Genomic DNA, 25565 nt, shown 5'->3' with positions numbered 1-25565 from the left:
CTCTCTCTTGTTATCCGCGGCCACGCCGGAAGCTGACTCATACCTGGAGCCAGAATGTCACGGGACCGTCATTAACCAGCTCAACCTGCATATCGGCAGCGAAGCGTCCGGTTTGCGTGTTTATCGCCTGCTGGCGGCAGCGTTCGACAAAATATTCATAAAGCGCCTGCGCGCGATCCGGCGCAGCCCCGCCAGAAAAGCTTGGTCGCATACCGCGCTCGGTATCTGCCGCCAGCGTAAACTGCGATACCACCAGCACGCTGCCGCCAGCCTGTTGTACATTCAGATTCATCTTGCCGTCAGCATCGCTGAAGATACGGTATCCCAGCACGCGCTCGCACAGACGATTCGCTTTTTGTTCGTCATCTTCTTTTTCGACACCCAATAACACCAAAAGTCCTGGGCCGATTTCACCCGTCACCTCGTCCTCCACGGTGACGCTGGCACGGGTTACGCGTTGAATTAATGCAATCATGGTTGGTCAGCTTCTTCTTGTTCTGCGGCTTGTTTGAGTTTTCGGTATTCCCCGAGAGTGACAGTTATTTCTGCGCCAAGCAAGACTATACACCAGGTCCAGTATACCCAGACAAACAGGATAGGGATCACTGCAAGTACGCCATAAATGAGCTGATATGACGGGAACATGGTGATATAAAGCGCGAAACCTTTCTTTCCGGCCTCGAACAGCAACGCTGCGACAAACGCGCCGACAAGGGCGTCACGGTTCGGTACGCGAGTTGTTGGGACAATACTGTAAAGTAACCAGAATGAGATCCACGAGAGCAGCAGCGGAAGGATGCGCAATACATTGTCGATGACCGTATTCAGATCGCTGGCCCAGCGTAAAGAAAGCAGGTAGGAGCTGATCGCCAGGCTGGCACCGGCGAGAAGCGGGCCGAGCGTGAGGATCATCCAGTACACCGCAAAAGAGTACACTTTTGGCCGTGTGCGTTTGCTGCGCCAGATAGTGTTTAAGGCGCTATCAATGGCGTACATCAACAGCAATGCCGTCACAATCAGTCCACAGGCGCCCACCGCCGTCATTTTGTTGGAATTAGCGACAAACTGCTCAATATAGCGCTGAATCACGTCTCCGGTGGCTGGCATAAAGTTAGCAAAAATAAAATGGCGTAACTGAATGCTGACATCAGAAAACATCGGAAAAGCAGCGAAAAGGGCAAAAACGACGGCAATAAGCGGTACTAAGGAGAGTAATGAGACATAGGCGAGGTTTCCCGCCAAAGTCGTCATATTATCCTCATCGATACGCTGCCATAATAGCTTGAGCCAGGCCCGAACAGGGCGCGTATGGCGTCCAGCTTTTTGGTGAACGGTTTTTAGCATAACAGCTTCGCGAAATAGTCAGGGATGGTGGCTTTATCCTTCACCAGAATGCTGGTGATCCCCAACTGGTTGGCCCCTTCTATATTATCGGCATTGTCGTCGAAAAAGACCGCATCGGCAGCGGAAAAACCTTCTTTCTGCAGGACGTGCTGATAAATACGCGCTTCCGGCTTACGCATTCCCAAGTCCTGCGATAAATAGATATGGTCGGCGGCAGCGCGCACCTCCGGGTATTCCTCCGGCCAGAAGTGGGTATGCAGTCGGTTAGTATTGGATAACACCACCACGCGATGCCCCTGCTCGCGCAGTTTATGCATGATAGCAATCACTTCGGGCCGTAATCCGACAAATACCGCCTGCCAGCCGTGCGCGAATTGTTCATAACTGAGCGATAACGCCATTTCATGACAGAAAGCTTCAGCAAACGCTTCGTCCGTTATCTCACCGCGTTCATGTTGGTGAAAAGTCTCGCCCATCGTAAATTTTTGCTTCAGCGAAGCCAGCGGTACTCGACTCAGATCGCTCCACACACCTAATACGCGGTTAAAGTCGATGTCGACAATCACATTACCTAAATCAAAGATGTAGAGCATGTCATTCTCCTTGCTAACCGGGGATGAATAACTGTAGCGGGAAAGGAGAAGTTTGACTATGTATCCCTTTATAAATCAATTAACAAAAAGACAATAGAAACGCAGACGATGCCCAATATCGCCTGCATCACAGCGCCGTTTTATTGGCCGGATAAAGCACTGACGCGACCATCCGGCGCAAGGACGCTTGTCACGCTGAAACGGCGTCGTCCAGCGAAGGACTCACCTGAACCACTTCGATTTGCTGGGATTGAAGTAAATTCTGTAATGCCGGACCGGGATACTCGTCCGTAAACAGAGCGGTAATCTGTGACACATTGCCGATCTCAACCGCCGCAGAAGCATGGTATTTCGTATGATCGGCGGCCAGCAAAATATGTCGCGAGTGGGCCATCATGGTTTTCACTACGCTGGCTTCGTTGACATCAAACTCCAGTAACGCGCCATCGCTCTCTATCGCGCCTACGCTGGTGACGAGATAGTCCGCCCGGAACCCCGCGACAAACGCCGCCGCGGATGGCCCGATAATGCCGCTATTATGCGGGCGCAGCGTGCCGCCAGGCACCATCACTTCAAAGCGAGGGTTATTATAAAGAATGTGCGCGACGCGCAGGCTATTGGTGATAATGCGCAGATGATTATGGTTGAGCAGCGCGCGCGCCACCTGCTCAACCGTCGTTCCAATCGTGATAAATATCGTGGAGCCATCTGGAATATAGTCAGCCACGGCTTCCGCAATGGCTTTTTTCTCTTGCGTCCAGGAGACCTCTCGCTGCTCAAAGGCGGTATTGACCACACTGGACGCTCTGCCAGCGCCGCCGTGATGACGCGTAATCAGCCCCTGCTCGCTTAATTTACGAATATCGCGGCGAACCGTCTGGGTAGAGACCTCCAACAAACTGGCTAACTCATCGATATTCATATAGCCGCGCTCATCAATTAGCATTATCAGCCGATCGTGTCGCGGATTACCGGTCAGTTCGGTAAGACTCATGAGCATTCCTCTAAAAGCTTCCTACTGCTCATATTATACAAAAAGTGACAAGAAAGATCGGGTTTGCTCACAATCAGGGATACCCGCCCGGCCACCCGGGCGCGTACACTTCAGCGCGGCAACGCCGCTGGCGAATCTGACAGCCTCTTCGATGGCGTATCCGCTTGCCAGGCCAAATGCCAGTGCGCCATGAAAAACATCGCCCGCGCCGGTAGTATCCACCACCTCCACGATAAAACCCGGTTGGTGGCGTACCGCCGCTTTTTCCAACCAGTTGCAGCCTTCACTGCCTCGCGTGACATAGACATGTCCATTTGTGAGCATTTGTGCTTTTTTTAGCGCATCAATGGCTTCGCTCATCCCCGTCAGGCGTGCCAGCCCTGGCTCGGAGAAGGCGGCGTGGTCGCTTAATGCCACCAGCTCGCTAATATCCTGCGGCGTAATATCGCCATCAAGAACAGTCATGACGCCAGCCTGACGCGCCAGCGTAAACGCCTGTTTTGCGCCGTCATGCCAGCGCACATCCGCCAACACCACATCCCACTGCGAAAAATCGATGTCGTTAAGCCAGTCGGCGTCAGGTAATAAATCCGGGCTGGGATAATTAACGATAATCCGCTCTCCTTTGGCATCCACCATAATCGCTGACTGCGACGACATGGCCTGCGTGTAGCGGCGGGTATAGCGGGTATTTACCCCCAGGGATTCCAGTTCCGCCAGCAGGCTGTTTCCGGTGTCGTCATCGCCCACACGGCCAATAAAGTCCACCTGCGCGCCCAATTTCGCCGCAGCCACGGCAGCGGTCGCCGCAGGCCCGCCGCCCACTTCCGTATAGCGCTTCGCCACATATTTACCCCCTTCTGTCGGTAATCCTTCCACGTAATAGATGCGATCCATCACGGTAATACCTACACAAGCAATACGAACCATGGTCATTCCTCAAGCATTTTCGATGTGCTCATTTTAATTTCACGAAATGTTTAAAAAGTGACGGCTGTCAATTTTTTGACTATAAATTACAAATACGATCACAAACAGACATAAAAAGGCTCATTAATGACAAAAAATGACACCACCGTGTTCAGGAGAACGATATGGCAGTTATAGCATTTATCGGGTTGGGACAGATGGGCTCCCCTATGGCGAGCAATCTGCTAAAGCAGGGCCATCAACTCAGCGTCTTCGATGTTAATCCCGACGCCGTACAGCGTCTGGTAGACAAAGGCGCGCAACCTGCAAGCAGCCCGGCTCAGGCAACCATCGGCGCTGAATTTGTTATCACCATGCTCCCGAACGGCGATCTGGTTCGTTCCGTTTTGTTTGGCGAGCAAGGCGTTTGTGAAACTCTTTCCCGTGAAGCGCTGGTCATTGATATGTCCACTATTCATCCGTTGCAAACCGATAAGCTGATTGCCGACATGCAGAGCAAAGGGTTCAGCATGATGGATGTGCCGGTAGGCCGGACATCCGACAACGCGATTACCGGCACATTGTTGCTGCTGGCAGGCGGTACGGCGGAGCAAGTAGAGCGTGCTACCCCTGTTCTGATGGCGATGGGTAATGAGCTGGTCAACACCGGCGGCCCGGGAATGGGTATTCGCGTAAAACTGATCAACAACTACATGAGTATTGCGCTAAATGCGCTCTCCGCCGAAGCCGCCGTGCTGTGTGAAGCGCTGGGGCTTTCCTTCGACGTGGCTTTAAAAGTGATGAGCGGCACTGCCGCAGGCAAAGGGCATTTCACCACCACCTGGCCGAATAAAGTGATGAAAGGAGATCTGTCTCCCGCCTTCATGATCGATCTGGCGCACAAAGATCTTGGCATCGCGTTGGATGTCGCCAATCAACTGCACGTACCGATGCCGCTCGGCGCCGCCTCCCGTGAAGTTTATAACCTGGCGCGGGCCGCAGGCCGCGGTCGGGAAGACTGGAGCGCCATCCTGGAACAGGTGCGCATCAGCGCCGGGCTGACCGCCAACGTAAAAAAGTAACGACTGTATAAAGGAAAATTGAATGAACAACTACACCATCAAAGACATTACGCGAGCGTCCGGCGGGTTTGCCATGCTGGCTGTCGATCAGCGCGAGGCGATGCGTTTAATGTTTGCTGCTGCTGGTGCGAAAACACCCGTTGCCGATAGCGTGCTGACGGATTTCAAAGTGAATGCGGCGAAAATTCTTTCCCCGTATGCCTCTGCCGTTCTGCTGGATCAGCAGTTCTGTTATCGCCAGGCCGTAGAACAAAACGCGGTCGCTAAAAGCTGCGCCATGATCGTCGCGGCGGATGATTTCATCCCGGGCAACGGTATTCCCGTTGATAACGTGGTCATTGATAAAAAAATTAATGCGCAGGCGGTAAAACGGGATGGCGCGAAAGCCTTAAAACTGTTGGTGCTGTGGCGCAGCGACGAAGACGCGCAGCAGCGTCTGGATATGGTCAAAGAATTCAATGAATTATGCCACTCCAATGGTTTGCTGAGCATTATCGAACCGGTTGTACGTCCGCCGCGCTGCGGCGACAAGTTCGATCGCGAGCAGGCGATTATCGATGCGGCCAAAGAGCTGGGCGACAGCGGCGCTGATCTTTACAAAGTTGAAATGCCGCTCTACGGCAAAGGCGCGCGTTCCGATCTTCTTACCGCCTCACAACGCCTGAATGGGCATATCAATATGCCGTGGGTCATCCTCTCTTCCGGTGTGGACGAAAAACTGTTCCCTCGCGCAGTCAGGGTCGCCATGGAAGCTGGCGCATCCGGGTTCCTGGCGGGACGCGCGGTCTGGTCATCAGTGATTGGTCTACCGGATACCGAGCTGATGCTACGTGATGTTTCCGCGCCTAAATTGCAACGTTTAGGTGACATTGTCGATGAAATGATGGCTTGTCGCCGCTAATACGAGGATGAAAGAATGAAATGGTTTAACACATTGAGCCACAACCGCTGGCTGGAGCAGGAAACCGACCGCATCTTTAATTTCGGTAAAAACGCCGTGGTGCCGACAGGCTTCGGCTGGCTGGGAAATAAAGGGCAAATTAAAGAAGAGATGGGCACCCATCTTTGGATCACGGCGCGTATGTTGCACGTTTATTCCGTGGCGGCGTCGATGGGCCGACCGGGCGCTTATGATCTGGTTGATCACGGCATCAAAGCCATGAACGGCGCGCTGCGCGATAAAAAATACGGCGGCTGGTATGCCTGCGTTAACGATCAGGGCGTGGTGGATGCCTCTAAACAGGGTTATCAACACTTCTTCGCCTTGCTGGGCGCGGCCAGCGCCGTCACGACCGGGCACCCTGAAGCCAGGAAATTGCTGGATTACACCATAGAAGTGATTGAGAAATACTTCTGGAGTGAAGAAGAGCAGATGTGCCTGGAGTCCTGGGACGAAGCCTTTAGCAAAACCGAAGATTACCGTGGCGGTAACGCCAATATGCACGCCGTCGAAGCGTTCCTGATTGTTTATGACGTTACCCATGACAAAAAATGGCTGGATCGCGCTATCAGAATCGCATCAGTCATTATTCATGATGTAGCCAGAAATAATCATTACCGTGTTAATGAACATTTCGATTCACAGTGGAATCCTATCCGCGACTATAACAAAGAAAATCCAGCACACCGTTTCCGTGCATTTGGCGGTACTCCAGGTCATTGGATCGAATGGGGTCGCTTAATGCTGCATATCCACGCAGCACTGGAAGCCAGATGCGAACAACCCCCTGCATGGCTGCTGGAAGACGCGAAAGGTTTGTTCCACGCTACGGTACGTGATGCCTGGGCTCCAGATGGAGCAGACGGCATTGTGTATACCGTTGATTGGGAAGGGAAACCCGTTGTACGTGAACGTGTACGCTGGCCAATTGTAGAAGCGATGGGGACAGCCTATGCCCTCTATACCGTAACAGGGGATCGTCAATACGAAACCTGGTATCAAACATGGTGGGATTACTGCATTAAATACCTGATGGACTATGAAAATGGTTCCTGGTGGCAAGAATTGGATGCTGACAACAAGGTGACCACTAAAGTCTGGGACGGTAAGCAGGATATATACCATCTTCTGCACTGTCTGGTAATTCCACGCATCCCGCTCGCTCCAGGGCTGGCACCAGCCGTAGCAGCAGGTTTGTTAGATATCAATGCGAAATAAATAAGCCTGGTAACGACGGCATATCAGCAAATGAACATTGCATATGCCGTTGTTTAGTAAGGGTATCTAATATTAAGGTGATATGTATGCATAGTGGTGGGAATACGATATTACTCGCTGCAGGTGATTACCGGGCGCAAATAGTTTCAGTGGGTGCCGGTCTTGCCGAATTAACCTGGCAGGGCAAGCATCTGGTTATACCTCATAAACCAGAAGAGATGCCTCTTGCTCATCTTGGTAAGGTATTAATCCCTTGGCCAAATCGTATTGCCAATGGTATCTATCAGCATGATGGGCATGAGTATCAGTTGCCGATTAATGAACATGGCTCTAACGCCGCTATTCACGGCTTGCTTGCATGGAGAGACTGGCAAGTTGATGAATTAACAGCCACAAAAGCCTCGTTCTCCATATTTTTACCGCCAAGCTATGGCTACCCATTCGCATTGATTTCGCAGGTTATTTACTCACTGGACGCAACAACAGGGCTGTCCGTTGAAATAATTAGCCAAAATATCGGCGATAAACCAGCACCTTATGGCGTCGGTGTTCACCCCTATTTAACCTGTGACTTAGCACCTGTTGATGATTATACGCTGCAACTTCCTGCAAAAGAGGTTTTTGCTTTCGATACACAGTCTAACTCATCAACGTTACTACGCGTCGATGAGCTGAATCTGGACTATTCCATCCAACAAAAAATTGGTGATAAACGGATTGATCATACTTTCAAAACTTACAGCGAGCGATGGGAGGCGAAAATTATTAACCATCAACAGGAACTGGCTGTTAGTTTATGTTCCGATCAACCGTGGCTTCAGGTCTATAGTGGCGAAAAGTTGAATCGCCGGGGATTAGCTATCGAACCGATGAGTTGTCCGCCGAATGCCTTTAATTCTGGGATCGACTTACTATTACTTAAACCAAAACAACAGCATATATTGTTTTTTAATATTTGTGGTGAATGCATATAGTTCATGTATTTATTTGTGCAGGATACCTATTACCCTGACTTAAAACAGTCAAAGTAATATTTTAGAATTTGATAATGAAGGAATTATAATGGATTTCTTTAATTTATTTACACCTGATGGCGTGATGTTGGAACCTGGTGTTATATACACCGTTATCGCCTTAATGTTTCTTTATACATTCGTAGGAATATGTGCTGGCTTTGGTGGTGGATTGACTACCATGCCGCTCATAACCCTAATGCTACCTGTAAAAATGGCAACACCACTTTCTGTTATTGTCGGAACAGCGACCGCCATTTATGCCACATGGTTATCTCGTAAAGAAACGGACTGGCGATCGGCTGCCGTTCTTATCGGCTTCTCTTTTCTTGGCATTCCGGTAGGTTTATATGCACTTTCCTATCTACCTGATCACATAATGAAAATAGGATTGGGTGGTTTTCTTATTCTCTACTCATTCTACAGTATGTTTATTCCCCGTCTACCCATCTATGACAGACGTTGGATTGCTGCACCGTTAGGGGCGATAGCTGGGGCGCTAGGAGCGGCCTTTTCCACAAATGGACCGCCAGTTGTGATGTATGGAATGCTACGTAACCTTGGCCCAGCCGCTTTTCGCGGTACGCTGAATGCATTCTTTACGGCAAACAACATTGCAGTTGTCGGCGGCCTGGCAACCAGTGGAATATTAACAATTTCAACATTTAAACTGGTTATTTTCTGTATCCCTACCATGATACTCGGTTCCTTAGTCGGGCAATATGTTCATAAGCGTATTTCGGTAAAAGTATTCCGCGTTTTAGTATTTTTATTATTAATTGCTTCGGGTGCAATGTTAATAAAAGGTGCATTAGGTGTTTCAGCGGCTACTGCGCTTCTACCACCATTTGTACTGTTGGCAATATTACAAATACTTTTAGGCAAAAAAATTGCTGAGATTCGTAAAGTGGATGCCAGCAAATAATAAGTGCTTGCTTTGTTCAGGCGCTACTTCAAGAGTAGCGCATAACTATTTAAGGCTAATGAATAATAACGAATCATAAACAATCAGTATGCTCGCGTTCCTCAATTTCATGGAGAATATTTTATGAGCACGCAAAGTAAGCATTTATCCTCTGTCCTGATAGAAAAGAACATTGAGGGCTTTACGCTGACGTACCACCAGCGCCTGATTTTACGCCACAGCGCCGAAAACCCCTGTCTGTGGATTGGCGCGGGCGTTGCCGACATTGATATGTTCCGCGGCAACTTCAGCATCAAAGACAAACTTAACGAGAAGATTGCATTAACAGAGGCCACGGTCAGCGAGCTACCCGACGGCTGGCTGGTACAATTCAGCCGTGGCGCAACAATTAGCGCCACCCTCCGCATCTCCGCCGATGAGGCGGGACGCCTGACGTTGGATCTGCAAAACGACGACCTGCACCATAACCGTATCTGGTTACGCCTCGCGGCTAATCCAGACGACCATATCTACGGCTGCGGCGAACAGTTCTCTTATTTCGATTTGCGCGGCAAGCCGTTCCCGCTGTGGACCAGCGAACAGGGCGTTGGCCGTAATAAAACCAGCTATGTCACCTGGCAGGCAGACTGTAAAGAGAACGCCGGCGGCGACTATTACTGGACCTTCTTCCCCCAGCCAACCTTTGTCAGCACTCAGAAGTATTACTGCCACGTCGATAATAGCTGCTATATGAATTTCGACTTCAGCGCGCCGGAGTATCACGAACTGGCGCTGTGGGAAGATAAAACTACGCTGCGTTTTGAGTGTGCCGACACCTACATCGCCCTGCTGGAAAAACTGACTGCGCTGTTAGGCCGCCAGCCGGAGCTGCCGGACTGGGTTTATGACGGCGTCACGCTAGGCATTCAGGGCGGTACGGAAGTTTGCCAGCAAAAACTGGATACCATGCGCAACGCAGGCGTAAAAGTGAACGGTATTTGGGCGCAGGACTGGTCCGGTATCCGCATGACCTCCTTTGGCAAGCGCGTGATGTGGAACTGGAAGTGGAATAGCGACAACTATCCACAGCTGGATAGCCGGATCAAACAGTGGAAAGAAGAAGGCGTACAGTTCCTCTCTTATATCAACCCATACGTCGCCAGTGATAAAGACCTCTGCGCTGAGGCGGCGAAACACGGCTATCTGGCGAAAGACGCCACGGGCGGCGACTATCTGGTCGAGTTTGGCGAATTCTATGGCGGCGTGGTCGATCTGACCAATCCTGAAGCTTACGACTGGTTCAAAGACGTCATCAAAAAGAACATGATCGCGCTCGGCTGCAGCGGCTGGATGGCGGATTTCGGCGAATATCTGCCGACCGACACGTATCTGCACAACGGCGTCAGCGCCGAGATCATGCATAACGCCTGGCCTGCGCTGTGGGCGAAATGTAACTACGAAGCGCTACAGGAGACCGGCAAACTCGGCGAGATCCTGTTCTTTATGCGTGCGGGTTACACCGGCAGTCAGAAATATTCCACCATGATGTGGGCAGGCGACCAGAACGTTGACTGGAGCCTTGATGATGGTCTGGCCTCTGTAGTGCCTGCGGCATTGTCGCTGGCGATGACCGGCCATGGTCTGCATCACAGCGATATCGGCGGCTACACCACCCTGTTTGACATGAAACGCAGCAAAGAGTTGCTGCTGCGCTGGTGCGATTTCAGCGCCTTTACGCCGATGATGCGCACCCATGAAGGCAACCGCCCCGGCGATAACTGGCAGTTCGACGGCGACGCGGAAACTATTGCCCACTTTGCCCGCATGACCACCGTCTTTACCACCCTGAAACCGTATCTCAAGCAGGCGGTGGCGCAAAACGCGGCTACCGGTCTGCCGGTCATGCGTCCGCTATTCCTGCACTACGAGAACGATGCCACAACCTACACCCTGAAATATCAATATCTGCTCGGTCAGGATCTGCTGGTCGCGCCGGTTCACGAGCAGGGGCGTTGCGACTGGACGCTGTACCTGCCGGAAGATCACTGGGTGAATATCTGGACCGGCGAAGCTCACCACGGCGGTGAAATTACCGTGGATGCGCCCATTGGCAAGCCGCCGGTCTTCTATCGCGCGAAGAGCGAGTGGGCTTCACTTTTTGCTTCTTTACGGAATATCTAATACGGCTCGCCCGCAGGGAAACCTGCGGGCAGATGGAGAAAAATAATGAGTCAGACCTCTGCTGATCCGGCAACGCTACGCCTGCCGCTTAAAGAAAAAATAGCTTATGGCATAGGCGATCTGGGTTCCAATATTCTGCTGGATATTGGCACACTCTATTTGTTGAAATTCTACACAGATGTCCTCGGTCTTCCGGGAACCTATGGTGGGATTATTTTCTTAATCGCTAAATTCTTTACCGCATTTGCCGATATGGGCACTGGTATTGTGCTCGACTCGCGGCGAAAAATAGGACCGAAAGGTAAATTTCGCCCGTTCGTTCTGTATGGCTCATTCCCAGTAGCACTGCTGGCTACAGCCAACTTTATAGGAACACCGTTAGAAATTACGGGCAAAACGGTCGTCGCAACGCTGCTGTTTATGCTGTATGGATTATGCTACAGCCTAATGAACTGCTCTTATGGCGCGATGGTGCCAGCTATAACCAAAAATCCAAATGAACGTGCCTCGCTGGCAGCCTGGCGCCAGGGCGGATCCACCTTAGGCCTTCTCATTGGCACCGTTGCTTTTGTACCAGTAATGAATTTGATTGAAGGCAATCAACAATTGCAATATGGCGTAACCGCTGCTCTTTTCTCGTTATGCGGGCTGCTATTTATGTGGCTTTGCTATGCGGGTGTCAAAGAGCGTTATGTCGAGGTCAAACAGGCTGATTCCGCACAAAAAGCAGGAATTTTGCAATCCTTTCGCGCCATCGCCGGTAACCGCCCGTTGTTTATTCTGTGCGTCGCCAACCTTTGCACCCTTGCGGCATTTAATGTCAAACTGGCGATTCAGGTCTACTACACCCAGTACGTGCTGAACGATCCGATTCTGTTGTCCTATATGGGATTCTTCAGTATGGGTTGTATCTTCATCGGCGTATTTTTAATGCCTACCGCTGTACGCCGTTTTGGTAAGAAAAAAGTCTATATCGGCGGACTGCTAATTTGGGCCGTGGGTGATTTGCTTAACTACAGCTTCGGCGACAGTTCGGTGAGCTTCGTGGCCTTCTCCTGTCTGGCATTCTTTGGTTCAGCATTCGTCAACAGCCTGAACTGGGCGCTAGTCTCGGACACAGTGGAATATGGTGAATGGCGTACAGGTGTTCGTTCCGAAGGGACCGTTTATACCGGGCTCACCTTCTTTCGCAAAATGTCCCAAGCGTTGGCTGGATTTTTTCCCGGATGGATGCTTACTCAAATTGGCTACATACCCAACGTGGTGCAATCAACCAGCACTGTTGAAGGATTACGTCAGTTGATCTTCATATATCCTTGTGCCCTCGCAGTGTTGGCCATGATTACAATGGGTTGTTTTTACAACCTCAACGAGAAAATGTACATACGTATCGTTGAGGAAATAGAAGTACGTAAACGTACTGCTTAACAATAATAATGACTGATGCCCTTCGGGGCGTTGTAAGGAGTGGTTATGCCTGACCATGATCCGCTAACGCTAAAACTAAGCTTGAGAGAAAAACTCGCTTACGGTGCGGGTGATATTGGCTCTAATCTAATGCTAAGCATTGGCACATTATATTTGCTCAAGTTTTACACAGATGAGCTAGGAATGCCTGCATATTATGGCGGGGTTATTTTCCTCATAGCAAAATTCTTTACTGCATTTACAGATATGCTAACCGGATTTCTTCTCGATTCTCAAAAAAACATTGGAATCAGAGGGAAATTTAGACCTTTCATTCTGTATGCAGCAGTACCATCAGCAATTATTGCGACAGTTCAGTTTATTGCTACAACATTTAGTCTGCCGATAAAGACCGCTATTGCTACCGGTCTATTTATGTTATTCGGACTGTTTTACAGTCTAATGAACTGTTCATATGGCGCTATGATCCCAGCAATAACAAAAAATCCAAATGAACGCGCACAACTGGCAGCTTTCCGGCAGGGAGGGGCAACAATAGGATTATTAATCTGTACGGTTGCTTTTATTCCACTTCAATCTTTATTCTCTACAACTACCATTGGTTATGGTTATGCAGCCTTAACTTTCTCTATCTTTGGTTTCATTTTTATTATGTTATGTTATAAAGGAACCAAAGAACATTACATTGAACCCCCATCGCCGGGACATAAGGCAAGCATCATCAAATCATTTTGTGCAATTTTTCACAACCCACCACTATTAGTTCTATGCATTGCAAATTTGTGTACACTAGCAGCATTTAATATCAAGCTCGCTATTCAGGTTTATTATACCCAATATGTACTAAATGACATTAACCTATTATCCTGGATGGGTTTTTTTAGTATGGGCTGTGTAATTATTGGTGTTTTGTTAGTTCCCTGGACCGTAAAATGCTTTGGCAAGAAACGCGTGTATTTAGCAGGTATGCTTTTATGGGCCGCGGGCGATGTTTTAAATTATTTTTGGGGTTATAACTCCTTTTATTTTGTCATTTTCTCTTGTATCGCCTTCTTCGGTACCGCTTTCGTCAACAGCCTGAACTGGGCGCTGGTTCCGGATACGGTTGACTACGGTGAATGGAAAACGGGTATTCGCGCTGAAGGCTCGGTGTATACGGGTTATACCTTTTCCCGCAAAATTTCCGCTGCGCTTGCTGGCTTTTTGCCAGGTATTATGCTGACGCAAATCGGTTATATCCCCAACATAGCTCAAAGTGACACCACGTTGCTTGGTTTGCGTCAGCTCATTTTTTTATGGCCTTGCGGTCTTGCCATTATCGCAGCACTAACGATGGGCTTTTTTTATAAGCTCAATGAACAACGTTTCGCTTTTATTATCGAGGAAATTGCCCAACGAAAGAAAACAGGTAATCAAATTGTCGCGACTAATAATAAACAAAGTATTTCTACTGTAAATAATTAAACGACGCTTGCCGCTTTATCCATCCCAATGGATGGCGGCTTCCCTATATTTGAAAAATGGATTTATTATGAAATCTCTGAATACTCTAGTGATATTAACTTCAGTAATATCCACCTCTGTTTTTGCTGGCGCTTATGTAGAAAACCGTGAGGCCTATAACCTGGCGTCTGACCAAATGGAGTTTATGCTGCGCGTCGGCTATAACTCCGATATGGGGGCCGGAATTATGTTGACCAATACCTATACGCTACAGCGTGATGATGAATTAAAGCACGGTTATAATGAGATTGAGGGCTGGTATCCGTTATTTAAACCTACAGATAAATTAACCATCCAGCCTGGCGGGTTAATAAACGACAAAAGCATTGGTTCCGGCGGCGCCGTCTATCTGGATGTTAACTATAAATTTACCCCGTGGTTTAATCTTACGGTACGTAACCGATATAATCACAATAATTATAGTTCAACCGATTTGAATGGCGAACTGGATAATAATGACAGCTATGAAATCGGTAACTATTGGAATTTCATCATTACCGATAAATTTTCTTATACCTTTGAACCACACTATTTTTATAATATTAATGATTTTAATAGTAGTAATGGTACGAAGCATCATTGGGAAATCACCAATACCTTCCGTTATCGTATCAATGAACACTGGTTGCCCTATTTTGAATTACGCTGGTTAGATCGTAACGTGGGCCCCTACCATAGAGAGCAAAACCAGATTCGTATCGGTGCGAAGTATTTCTTCTGATATTATCGCCTCTATTTTCCGAATCTGCATCACAGCGGGTAGTTGTTCTGCCCGCTCATTCATCCTGAATCAGACTCCCGATATCCCGCCTCTAAGCGCCATGATAATATTCACAAAGCGTTTTACCATATTCATGCTTATAGAGAAGGGAAACAAATGAATAAGCGATTTAATATTGATTGGGACAATGAATTAACCCAGGAACAGCTCATTAATTTGATTTTAACCGATGAAGATCTGCCAAAGCTTCGCTCACTGACCATTGGTAACTGGGGTGATTGTTGGGAAGACGAAACCTGCCAGCCTATTATTGATATGATTGTGGATAACGCCCCCCGCTTTTCTCACCTGGAATCACTGTTTATCGGTGATATGGAGAGCGAAGACTGCGAGATCTCCTGGATTAAACAAGGTGACTATTCCAGGCTCTATGCGGCGTTACCCAATCTGAAAGAACTGATTATTAAAGGCGCGTCGGATCTGCGACTGGGCGCTATACATCATGAGAAACTGGAGCACCTGGAAATCATTTCCGGCGGCATCCCTTCTAACGTACTTGCCGAACTACAAAATGCGCAGCTCCCTGCATTAAAAACGCTGAAGCTCTTCCTGGGCGTAGAGGGATACGGTTTTGACGGTTCGCTGGATGACGTGATGGCGCTGGCATCGAAAGATCTTTTCCCTCAGCTCACCCATCTGGGGTTGATGAACAGCGAAGAGCAGGATGATATCGCCCGCCGGGTGCTGGAAAGTAATATCCTGCCGCAGCTTAACGTGCTGGAACTCTCATGCGGTACCTTAACGGACAACGGCGCAGAGGCGCTGCTGGAGCATAAAGACCGAATTGCGCATCTGGAAACACTCGATCTCCACCACCACTATTTGACGCCGGAGATGCAGGAAAAGCTAAAAGCCACACTGCCGATAAACCTGAATCTTTCAGAAGCTCTGGAGCCTGATGATTACGATGGCGATATTTATATGAATGCGATGTACACCGAGTGATTGTGTAGGGGAATGTGCACATTCCCCTACTCAACGATAAAGGGATTTATTGTGATTACGCTCATTGGCCCCCATCAGAGCAAGCGCACGCATTATTTTATGCAGGCTGCCGCCGTACTTGGGGAATCCGTCACGGCGCTGACTCATCCGCAAGCGCTGGACGCTTCGCTGACCTCTGGCATCGTTAAAATCGACCCGCCAGTACACAGTGAAACTGACATCCGCAAAATAAACGCGATCGGTCTGGACTATATCCATTTTTTGCAGAACATGGCGGCGCGTCCTGGCGTCACCTGGCTTAACCATCCGGCGGGCCTCATTCACCTGTTGGATAAAAAACGCTGCAAGCGGCGCTTACTGGAACACGGCATCCCCACGCCGCCGTTGGTAGCGGAAGACGTAAAAAGTTTTGCACAGCTCACCGCCATCATGGAGGAAAAAAGGGTCGCCAGCGTGTTCATTAAGCCCTCGCTGGGTTCTGGCGCGGCGGGCGTTATCGCTTTGCGCCGCCACCCTGATGGCATAAAGCAGGTGCTTTACAGCGCGATTGCCATATCAGGACAACAGCTATTTAACAGCAAAAAAATCCAACAGTATCGTCAGAAAGAAGATATCCAGCTCATTATTGATGGCGTTCTTCAGCAGGAAAACCTCGTCGAACAGTGGCTGCCCAAAGCCAGCGTAAAGCATAAAACCTATGATTTACGCATCGTCTGCCTGGATGGCGAAATTATCTGGCGAGTGGTCAGAACCTCCTCGCAGCCCATTACTAACTTACATCTGCAAAACCAGGCTTACTGCTTCGAAAGTCTGGAGTTATCTGCCGCAAAAGCGACTGAGATCGATACGCTCTGTCAAAATGCCATGCGGCTTTTTCCTGGCATTCGCTTAGCGGGTATTGATGTTTTACTTACTACCAGCCTGACGCCGTATATTATTGAAATTAATGGCCAGGGTGATTTGATTTATCAGGATGCGCAGCAGAATAATCTAATTTATCAGGCGCAAATCCGGGCCATGAGGAAGCAAAATGTATAATTCAATGGATGAAGTCCCCGTCTCGCTACACGCGTCGATTGACACAGGCGATGGCGAATTCGATATGAATACGCTAATTAGTAATAACGCTCATATTCTTTTTATTGTGCTGGACTCGTTACGCTACGATATTGCGCTTCAGGAACAAACCGCCGGAAATACGCCAAACCTTAATCATTATGGACAATGGACGAAATGCGAGGCGGCCGGTAATTTTACCTGGCCTTCGCATCACGCCATGTTTTCAGGTTTTATGCCAAAACCTATTGATGATACCGTTAATCAGACCATGCTGTTTTTCCCAAAAGATATCGGACTTGGTCGTAAAGGGCCGAAAAATGCATTTGCCTTTGATGACGCAACATGGATAAAAAGTCTGGAAAATAAAGGCTACCAGACCATCTGTATTGGCGGCGTCTCTTTCTTTAATAACCGCTCCGGCATGGGAAAAGTGTTCCCGTCGATGTTTAAAGAGAGTTACTGGCATCCACGCTTTGCCTGTACGGTTAAAGAGAGTATGGATAACCAGATCCATTATATCCAGAAAATCATGGCCGAACGTGTTGGCAGCCAACCGGTCATGATGTATATCAATATCGACACGATTCATTACCCTAACCATTTTTACGTTGAGGGCGCGGCCCCTGGCGATACCGTTGAGACCCATGCCGCCGCGCTACGCTATATCGACGCCCGCATCGACGGATTACTGAACATTTTCCGCCAAACCGGCGGCGAAACGTTCGTTATTATCTGTTCCGATCACGGTACCTGCTATGGCGAAGACGGGAAATATTTCCATAGTTTTAATCATCCGATCGTTAATACCGTTCCCTATATGCATTTCTTGCTGAGCTGTAATCATTAATATGAATAACAATGATATTTATCGTCAGTATATGTACAGTTATCCGCATAAGACGACTTATCGGGAGCTGGAGAACGTCAGCTTTAGCGAAGTAAAACAGCGCATTTACGAGCACGACACACATCTGTATGTTCATATGCCGTTTTGTCAAAGTCGCTGCGGGTTCTGTAATTTATTTACCTGTACAGGCGCAGATAATACGTTCATTGATAGCTATATCGACGCGATTATTACCCAGGGCCGACAAATGGCGCTGGCGCCCGTCCACTGGGCAAGCTTTACCGTAGGCGGCGGCACACCTCTGCTATTAAACATTGCGCAATTAGAGAAGTTATTTTTTTCCGTCTTTGATGTGCTCAATGTTGACTGGAATATTTATAAAACAATTGAAACTTCCCCTACGGATACCACGGCAGAAAAAGTAGCGCTATTAAACGCCTTTTCCGTTAATCGTGTCAGTATTGGCGTACAAAGTTTTCATGATAGCGAGTTACATACGCTGCATCGCCGCCACAATGCCGCCAGCGCGCACCAGGCGCTGGAGTGGCTAAAGGCGGGTCATTTTCCATCACTCAATATTGATATTATTTACGGCATTCCCGGCCAGACTCACGCAAGCCTGACGGAATCGTTACATCAGGCGCTCGTTTATCAACCGGAAGAGCTGTTTCTTTATCCGCTTTATAATATGCCTCGCCAGGAAAATATGCATGGCTACTACGTTTTAGCCCGCGATCTTTTACGCAACGCGGGCTATACCCAAACGTCCATGCGCCGTTTCGTCCTTAATCCAGCGCCATCCGCCGCGGCGGAAAGCTGCGGATTTGAAAACTCACTGGCGCTCGGCGCGGGCGGCAGAAGTTATCTTGGCAATCTGCATTACTGTTCGCCGTGGTCGTCGAACCTGCAGACATCACGAAAAATCATTCAGGCGTTTATCGACAGCCCGGATAAAACCGTCATTAATCACGGTTATCTGCTCCCCCCTGATGAAATGAAACGCCGCTTTATCATTAAAAATCTATTTTTCTGGCAGGGACTTTCTCTTAGCGATTATCAGCAATATTTTGCCAGCGATGCGCTAAGGGATTTCCCCGACCTGGAACGCTTTATACGGCAAGGCTACTGTTATCAGAATGGCAGTCGCCTCCGGCTAACGGAGACCGGTATGGCATTATCCGATTGCCTTGCTCCTGTGTTCGTTTCGCCTGAGGTGATGCTACGGGAGAATCGGCAGAGATGAGCGCCCCCGCCCTACGCGATATTCACACGCTGTTTTATCGCGGCTATCTTAAATCGTGTAATTATCATTGCGGCTATTGCCCGTTCCATAAACACGCCCGTAACGATAAAAAACGCGACGAAGCCGCGTTATGGCGCATGGTTGACCATTTGCCTCTTTTAGGTACGCCGTTGAATGTGATGATTACGCCTTATGGCGAGGCGCTACGCTTGCGTTATTACATGGCGGCGCTGGCAGAAATTAGCCGCTATCCTCATGTTCAGGCGTTAGGCATACAAACTAACGCCTCTTTTTCGTTAATGTCATTGCTGGAGTCATTTCGTGCCGGCAGCGGAGATATCTCAAAGCTTCGGTTATGGTGTTCTTTTCATCCCTCACAAATTACCGCTGAGCGCTTTCTCCAGCAGTGTTTAGCGCTCTCTGCCGCCGGAATAACCTGGTGCGCGGGGGCTGTCGCCAGTATGAAAGATATCGACCAGTTTCGTTGGCTACGCCAGCGGTTGCCTGACCAGAATTATTTTTGGTTTAACGCCAACGAGTGTGCCAATACCCGGCATACCGTTGAGGAAACCATCGCCTTCGGCGAACTCGATCCGCTGTATGTGGTTGAAACGCAGCAGTGGCCAGCGCAGCTGGATATCTGTACCGCAGGAAGAAAAAGTATTTTTATGAATGCAGAAGGCGATCTTTTTGCTTGTCATATCAGCAAAATTAAAATGGGTAATTTATATCAGCAACGGCTTAATTCTCCCGCCTGCCAGGCAAAACAATGCCACTGTTTTCTCGCTTATCAGCACCGTCTCGATATTCCATTGCTGAATCACCTGGATGCCTCACGCTGTTTTAGGATCGGACGCTCATGCGATATCGTTTAATCGCTTTTGATCTTGATGGAACGCTGCTAAACCGTAATAAACAAATTCTGCCAGAGTCGCTAACCGCTATCCGTCAGATTCAGGACATGGGCTGCCGAATAATGCTTGTCACCGGCCGCTCTCATCGTGAAGCCTATGCGTATTATCAAACGCTGGCGCTCACCGAACCGATGATCTGTTGTAACGGAAGCTATATTTATCAACCGGCTCAACAGCAGATCCTTGATCCGCTGCCGCTGACGCACTTACAAACGGAAAAAATACTGGCGCGGGTATATCCGCTTAAACCGACAATTCGTGCTGATGATAAAATAATCTTTCAGGCTGATGAGCTAAGCAGTAGGGAGAATATTTGGCAAATCAGCGTCGTTCATCGGCACATAAAACAACTACAAAATATTGCTGAGTTTATACAGCATGAATTACAGCTAAGCTGTACCTGGTCCTGGCATCATCAACTGGATATTCTCCAGAAGGGGTGTAGCAAAGGGCAAAGCCTCGCCAGATATGCACAGCAACAGCATATCGCAATGCGCGAAGTGATGGCGTTTGGCGATAATGATAACGATGCGGAAATGCTACGTTTGGCCGGATTGGGCGTCGCGATGGGGAATGCCAGCGCTCGGGCAAAGATGTATGCGGATAGCGTCATTGGTCGGCATAATACGCCAGCGATTGCTGATTTTTTGGCAACCTTATCCCTTTCTCAACGTGAATAAAAAAACCCCGCCGAGTTTTCATTTCGGCAGGGTTTTTATCCGTAAGAGCGTTAATTACTCTTCTTTCTGACCACGGTTCGCACGGCGGCGATCGTTTTCCGTCAGGTGACGTTTACGGATACGGATAGAGGTGGGGGTGACTTCTACCAGTTCGTCGTCATCAATGAACTCCAGCGCTTGCTCAAGGCTCATTTTAATTGGCGGAACCAGAATCACCGCTTCATCCGTACCGGACGCACGCATGTTGGTCAGTTTCTTACCGGTCAGGCAGTTTACCGTCAGGTCGTTGGAGCGACTGTGAATACCAATAATCTGGCCTTCATAAACTTCCGCGCCGTGACCCAGGAACAGCTTACCGCGATCCTGCAAACCGAACAGCGCAAACGCCACCGCTTTACCCTGACCGTTGGAGATCAGTACGCCGTTCTGACGCTGGCCCACTTCACCCGGACGAATATCGTCGTAATGGCTGAAGGTGGAGTACAGCAGACCCGTACCGGAAGTCATGGTCATGAATTCTGAACGGAAACCAATCAGCCCACGGCTTGGGATCACGTAGTCGAGACGTACGCGGCCTTTACCGTCCGGATTCATGTTTTTCAGGTCGCCTTTACGCTCGCCCAGCGCCTGCATGACAGACCCCTGGTGCTGCTCTTCGACGTCCAGCGTCACGTTTTCGTACGGCTCTTGTTTACGACCGTCGATTTCACGGAAGATAACTTTCGGACGGGAAACCGCCAGTTCGAAACCTTCACGACGCATATTTTCAATCAGCACGGACAGGTGCAGTTCGCCACGACCGGATACACGGAACGCATCCGCATCTTCGGTTTCTTCAACGCGCAGCGCCACGTTATGCACCAGCTCTTTGTTCAGACGGTCAAGAATCTGACGAGAAGTCACAAACTTACCTTCTTTACCGCAGAACGGCGAGGTGTTAACGCAGAAGAACATAGACACGGTCGGCTCATCAACGGACAGCGCCGGCAGCGCTTCAACGTTCTGCGGGTCGCAGATGGTGTCGGAAATGTTCAGCTCGCCCAGACCGGTGATCGCAATGATATCGCCCGCTTCGGCGATATCGCTGTCGATACGCTCCAGACCCAGATGCGTCAGCACTTTACCTACTTTCGCGTTACGGGTTTTCCCTTCACTATCGATGATAGTGACCTGCTGGTTCGGCTTCACTTTGCCGCGTTTGATACGGCCAATGCCGATAACGCCAACGTAGTTGTTGTAGTCCAGCTGGGAGATCTGCATCTGCAACGGACCATCGAGGTCAACGTCCGGCGCCGGAACATGATCAATGATCGCCTGATACAGCGGGGTCATGTCTTCCGCCATATCTTCGTGGTCCAGACCCGCGATACCGTTCAGCGCCGAAGCGTAGATGATCGGGAAGTCCAGCTGTTCGTCGGTCGCGTCGAGGTTAACAAACAGGTCGAATACCTGGTCAACAACCCAGTCAGGGCGCGCGCCAGGACGGTCAACCTTGTTGATAACCACAATAGGTTTCAGGCCATGAGCAAAGGCTTTTTTGGTCACGAAGCGCGTTTGCGGCATCGGGCCGTCAAATGCGTCAACCACCAGCAGCACAGAGTCAACCATGGACATGACGCGCTCTACTTCACCACCGAAGTCAGCGTGCCCGGGAGTATCAACGATGTTGATACGGTAATCATTCCATTTAATAGCGGTGTTTTTAGCGAGGATAGTAATACCACGCTCTTTCTCCAAATCGTTGGAGTCCATCACTCGCTCTTGAGTTTCGGCACGCGCGTCGAACGTACCGGATTGCTGGAGCAGCTTATCAACCAGGGTAGTTTTACCATGGTCAACGTGCGCGATGATGGCGATGTTACGCAAATTTTCGATCACAACTTTGCCTCAGGCATTAGAAATAGCGCGTTATTGTACACGGATTAATCGCACTACAAAACAGGATCACAAACATCCTCCGCAAACAAGTATTGCAGAGTCTCTTTGTGATCGCTTTCACGGAGCGTTAAAAGGGTGGCTTGCGTTCTATTGCACCAATGTGGTGCTCAATGTTCACATTAAAGCACTATTTTGGTGCAACATAGTCACCGTGGTGCAGCCCTTTTGCACGATGGTACGCATGATAACGCCTTTTGGGGGCAATGTGAAAGTTGGCACAGATTTCGCTTTATATTTTTACGGCGACACGGCCAGCAGAATTGAAGATCTCGTTACCACGACGACCGACCATGACCAATCCGGGAGAGTACAAGTATGTCCGCTGAACACGTTTTGACGATGCTGAACGAGCACGAAGTGAAGTTTGTCGATCTGCGCTTCACCGATACCAAAGGCAAAGAACAGCACGTCACGATTCCTGCTCATCAGGTAAATGCCGAATTCTTTGAAGAAGGCAAAATGTTTGACGGCTCCTCTATCGGCGGCTGGAAAGGCATTAACGAATCCGACATGGTGCTGATGCCAGACGCATCCACCGCAGTGATTGACCCGTTCTTCGCGGACTCTACCCTGATTATCCGTTGCGACATCCTGGAGCCTGGCACTCTGCAAGGTTATGACCGTGACCCACGTTCCATCGCAAAACGTGCGGAAGACTACCTGCGCGCGACCGGTATCGCCGATACCGTCCTGTTTGGGCCGGAACCTGAATTCTTCCTGTTCGACGACATCCGCTTCGGCGCATCTATCTCCGGCTCACATGTGGCGATTGACGATATTGAAGGCGCCTGGAACTCCTCTACCAAATATGAAGGCGGCAACAAAGGCCATCGTCCGGGCGTGAAAGGCGGTTATTTCCCGGTTCCGCCAGTTGACTCCGCGCAGGATATCCGTTCTGAAATGTGTCTGGTCATGGAGCAGATGGGCCTGGTCGTTGAAGCGCACCACCACGAAGTAGCGACCGCAGGTCAGAACGAAGTGGCGACCCGCTTTAACACCATGACCAAAAAAGCCGACGAAATTCAGATTTACAAATATGTCGTGCATAACGTGGCTCACCGCTTCGGTAAGACCGCGACCTTTATGCCAAAACCGATGTTCGGCGATAACGGTTCCGGTATGCACTGCCACATGTCGCTGGCGAAGAACGGCACCAACCTGTTCTCTGGCGACAAATATGCCGGCCTGTCTGAACAAGCACTGTACTACATCGGCGGCGTCATCAAACACGCCAAAGCCATCAACGCCCTGGCGAACCCGACCACCAACTCCTACAAGCGTCTGGTCCCGGGTTACGAAGCGCCGGTGATGCTGGCCTACTCCGCCCGTAACCGTTCCGCCTCCATCCGTATTCCGGTGGTGGCGTCTCCGAAAGCGCGCCGTATCGAAGTTCGCTTCCCGGACCCGGCGGCTAACCCGTATCTGTGCTTTGCCGCCCTGCTGATGGCCGGTCTGGACGGGATTAAGAATAAGATTCACCCGGGCGAAGCCATGGACAAAAACCTGTATGACCTGCCGCCGGAAGAAGCGAAAGAGATCCCACAGGTAGCGGGTTCTCTGGAAGAAGCGCTGAACGCGCTGGACCTGGACCGCGAGTTCCTGAAAGCAGGCGGCGTGTTCACGGATGAAGCGATCGATGCGTATATTGCGCTGCGTCGCGAAGAAGATGACCGCGTGCGTATGACCCCGCACCCGGTAGAGTTTGAGCTGTACTACAGCGTTTAATCGTATATTAAAAATCCGACAAATTTCGCGTTGCTGCAAGGCAGCAACTGAGCACATCCCCAGGAGCATAGATAGCGATGTGACTGGGGTAAGCGAAGGCAGCCAACGCAGCAGCAGCGTGAAAGGCGTCAGGAGTTTTTGAGTTGCCGTGGAAACTTTCAGCCCATCCCAGGATGGGCTTTTTTCTCCACCAACAATCTGATCTCACGCGCTTTTTAGTAGTAAAAAGCTATAATGCACTAAAATGGTGCAACCTTTTCCAGGAGACTGCTGAATGGCAAGCGGCATACAGCCCGATGCTGGGCAGATCCTCAATTCGTTAATCAACAGCGTGCTGGTGGTCGACGACGCGCTGGCAATCCATTACGCCAACCCTGCCGCGCAGCAGTTGCTCGCGCAAAGCTCACGCAAACTGTTCGGGACGCCGTTACCTGAACTGTTGAGCTATTTTTCGTTAAACATTGACCTGATGCGCGAAAGTTTAGCGGCAGGGCAAGGCTTTACCGATAACGAAGTGACGCTGGTGATTGATAGTCGCTCGCACATTCTCTCTTTGACCGCCCAACGTCTGCCCGACGATTTTATACTGCTCGAAATGGCGCCGATGGATAACCAGCGTCGTCTGAGTCAGGAGCAGTTGCAGCACGCGCAGCAAATCGCCGCCCGCGATCTGGTGCGCGGTCTGGCGCACGAAATCAAAAATCCGCTCGGCGGCCTGCGCGGCGCGGCGCAGCTACTCAGCAAGGCGCTGCCCGACCCGGCGCTAATGGAATATACCAAAGTCATCATTGAACAGGCCGACAGGCTACGCAACCTTGTCGATCGTTTGCTGGGGCCGCAGCACCCGGGAATGCACATTACCGAGAGCATACATAAAGTCGCGGAGCGCGTGGTGGCGCTGGTGTCGATGGAACTGCCGGATAATGTCCGGCTTATCCGCGATTATGACCCCAGTCTGCCAGAGCTGCCGCACGACCCGGAACAAATTGAGCAAGTACTGCTGAATATTGTCCGCAATGCCTTGCAGGCGCTGGGGCCGGAAGGCGGCGAAATTACGCTGCGTACGCGTACCGCCTTCCAGTTAACGCTGCATGGCGAACGCTATCGCCTGGCGGCGCGTATAGACGTTGAAGACAATGGGCCGGGCATTCCTCCCCATTTACAGGATACGCTGTTCTACCCGATGGTCAGCGGTCGCGAAGGCGGCACCGGGCTTGGGTTATCTATCGCCCGCAATCTTATCGATCAACACGCCGGCAAAATTGAATTTACCAGTTGGCCGGGGCATACCGAGTTTTCGGTTTACCTGCCGATTCGGAAATAG

General features: G+C 49.9%; 23 protein-coding genes. 17 read left to right on the top strand and 6 right to left on the bottom strand.

What is annotated here, in order from left to right; translation table 11 throughout:
- Positions 1-37 precede the first annotated feature (37 nt).
- The 5 genes from dtd to ABVN36_RS18505 form a co-directional block, all read right to left on the bottom strand.
- The gene (gene dtd / locus ABVN36_RS18525; RefSeq protein ID WP_000560969.1) at positions 38-475 is read right to left on the bottom strand and encodes a D-aminoacyl-tRNA deacylase; all 438 of its coding nucleotides are present in this window, start codon (positions 473-475) and stop codon (positions 38-40) included.
- A complete protein-coding gene (locus ABVN36_RS18520; protein WP_000921423.1) occupies positions 472-1344 on the bottom strand; it encodes a virulence factor BrkB family protein in 873 nt (290 codons plus the stop codon). Before ABVN36_RS18520 ends, dtd begins: the two co-directional genes overlap by 4 nt.
- Entirely contained in the window at positions 1338-1937 is a 600-nt protein-coding gene (gene yihX, locus ABVN36_RS18515; protein WP_000965695.1) for a glucose-1-phosphatase, read from the bottom strand. The genes ABVN36_RS18520 and yihX overlap by 7 nt, the downstream gene beginning before the upstream one ends.
- Positions 1938-2127: 190 nt before the next feature.
- The gene (locus ABVN36_RS18510; RefSeq protein WP_023138874.1) at positions 2128-2931 is read right to left on the bottom strand and encodes a DeoR/GlpR family DNA-binding transcription regulator; all 804 of its coding nucleotides are present in this window, start codon (positions 2929-2931) and stop codon (positions 2128-2130) included.
- 33 nt (positions 2932-2964) lie between these two features.
- A complete protein-coding gene (locus tag ABVN36_RS18505) occupies positions 2965-3861 on the bottom strand; it encodes a sugar kinase (RefSeq protein WP_023138873.1) in 897 nt (298 codons plus the stop codon).
- Between the two features lie 164 nt (positions 3862-4025).
- Between ABVN36_RS18505 and yihU the strand changes: the two genes are divergently transcribed.
- From yihU to ABVN36_RS18430, 15 genes are all read left to right on the top strand, one after another.
- Positions 4026-4922, top strand: a complete 897-nt coding sequence (gene yihU, locus ABVN36_RS18500; RefSeq protein ID WP_000268248.1) for a sulfolactaldehyde 3-reductase — start codon at positions 4026-4028, stop codon at positions 4920-4922.
- 22 nt (positions 4923-4944) lie between these two features.
- Positions 4945-5823, top strand: a complete 879-nt coding sequence (gene yihT, locus ABVN36_RS18495; protein ID WP_001067412.1) for a sulfofructosephosphate aldolase — start codon at positions 4945-4947, stop codon at positions 5821-5823.
- Positions 5824-5838: 15 nt separating this feature from the next.
- On the top strand, positions 5839-7080 hold the full coding sequence (gene yihS, locus ABVN36_RS18490) for a sulfoquinovose isomerase (RefSeq protein WP_000870940.1): 1242 nt from the start codon (positions 5839-5841) through the stop codon (positions 7078-7080).
- A gap of 71 nt (positions 7081-7151) precedes the next feature.
- Complete coding sequence (locus ABVN36_RS18485) at positions 7152-8054, top strand: aldose-1-epimerase (protein ID WP_024131638.1); 903 nt, start codon at positions 7152-7154, stop codon at positions 8052-8054.
- An 88-nt stretch (positions 8055-8142) separates the two neighbouring features.
- A complete protein-coding gene (locus tag ABVN36_RS18480; protein ID WP_000345334.1) occupies positions 8143-9018 on the top strand; it encodes a sulfite exporter TauE/SafE family protein in 876 nt (291 codons plus the stop codon).
- Positions 9019-9141: 123 nt separating this feature from the next.
- Positions 9142-11178: an alpha-glucosidase gene (locus tag ABVN36_RS18475; RefSeq protein ID WP_023138872.1), complete on the top strand. Its 2037-nt coding sequence runs from the start codon at positions 9142-9144 to the stop codon at positions 11176-11178.
- 45 nt (positions 11179-11223) lie between these two features.
- Positions 11224-12606, top strand: a complete 1383-nt coding sequence (locus ABVN36_RS18470; RefSeq protein ID WP_023138871.1) for an MFS transporter — start codon at positions 11224-11226, stop codon at positions 12604-12606.
- Positions 12607-12651: 45 nt separating this feature from the next.
- Entirely contained in the window at positions 12652-14070 is a 1419-nt protein-coding gene (locus ABVN36_RS18465; protein ID WP_001112785.1) for an MFS transporter, read from the top strand.
- A 67-nt stretch (positions 14071-14137) separates the two neighbouring features.
- Entirely contained in the window at positions 14138-14830 is a 693-nt protein-coding gene (gene ompL / locus ABVN36_RS18460) for a porin OmpL (protein WP_000838827.1), read from the top strand.
- Positions 14831-14986: 156 nt separating this feature from the next.
- Positions 14987-15835 carry an STM4015 family protein gene (locus ABVN36_RS18455; protein ID WP_023138870.1) on the top strand — a complete coding sequence of 283 codons (849 nt, stop codon included), beginning with the start codon at positions 14987-14989 and terminating at the stop codon, positions 15833-15835.
- A gap of 12 nt (positions 15836-15847) precedes the next feature.
- Entirely contained in the window at positions 15848-16873 is a 1026-nt protein-coding gene (locus ABVN36_RS18450; RefSeq protein ID WP_023888211.1) for an STM4014 family protein, read from the top strand.
- Positions 16866-17741, top strand: coding sequence for an STM4013/SEN3800 family hydrolase (locus ABVN36_RS18445; RefSeq protein ID WP_023138869.1), 876 nt, complete (start codon positions 16866-16868; stop codon positions 17739-17741). Before ABVN36_RS18450 ends, ABVN36_RS18445 begins: the two co-directional genes overlap by 8 nt.
- Position 17742: 1 nt before the next feature.
- Positions 17743-18984, top strand: a complete 1242-nt coding sequence (locus ABVN36_RS18440; protein ID WP_023138868.1) for an STM4012 family radical SAM protein — start codon at positions 17743-17745, stop codon at positions 18982-18984.
- Positions 18981-19859, top strand: coding sequence for an STM4011 family radical SAM protein (locus ABVN36_RS18435; protein WP_023138867.1), 879 nt, complete (start codon positions 18981-18983; stop codon positions 19857-19859). Before ABVN36_RS18440 ends, ABVN36_RS18435 begins: the two co-directional genes overlap by 4 nt.
- Positions 19844-20578 carry a Cof-type HAD-IIB family hydrolase gene (locus ABVN36_RS18430; RefSeq protein WP_023138866.1) on the top strand — a complete coding sequence of 245 codons (735 nt, stop codon included), beginning with the start codon at positions 19844-19846 and terminating at the stop codon, positions 20576-20578. The genes ABVN36_RS18435 and ABVN36_RS18430 overlap by 16 nt, the downstream gene beginning before the upstream one ends.
- Positions 20579-20632: 54 nt before the next feature.
- Here the strand turns inward: ABVN36_RS18430 and typA are convergent, their stop codons facing one another.
- Positions 20633-22456, bottom strand: coding sequence for a ribosome-dependent GTPase TypA (gene typA / locus ABVN36_RS18425; RefSeq protein WP_000572060.1), 1824 nt, complete (start codon positions 22454-22456; stop codon positions 20633-20635).
- A 375-nt stretch (positions 22457-22831) separates the two neighbouring features.
- Between typA and glnA the strand changes: the two genes are divergently transcribed.
- Together glnA and glnL are read left to right on the top strand one after the other, a co-directional pair.
- Positions 22832-24241: a glutamate--ammonia ligase gene (gene glnA, locus ABVN36_RS18420; RefSeq protein WP_001271699.1), complete on the top strand. Its 1410-nt coding sequence runs from the start codon at positions 22832-22834 to the stop codon at positions 24239-24241.
- Positions 24242-24515: 274 nt separating this feature from the next.
- Positions 24516-25565 carry a nitrogen regulation protein NR(II) gene (gene glnL / locus ABVN36_RS18415; protein WP_000146190.1) on the top strand — a complete coding sequence of 350 codons (1050 nt, stop codon included), beginning with the start codon at positions 24516-24518 and terminating at the stop codon, positions 25563-25565.

The sequence above is a fragment of the Salmonella sp. SJTUF15581 genome (assembly GCF_043356775.1).
Lineage (GTDB): Bacteria > Pseudomonadota > Gammaproteobacteria > Enterobacterales > Enterobacteriaceae > Salmonella > Salmonella enterica.
This window is presented reverse-complemented; position numbering and strand designations above follow the sequence as displayed.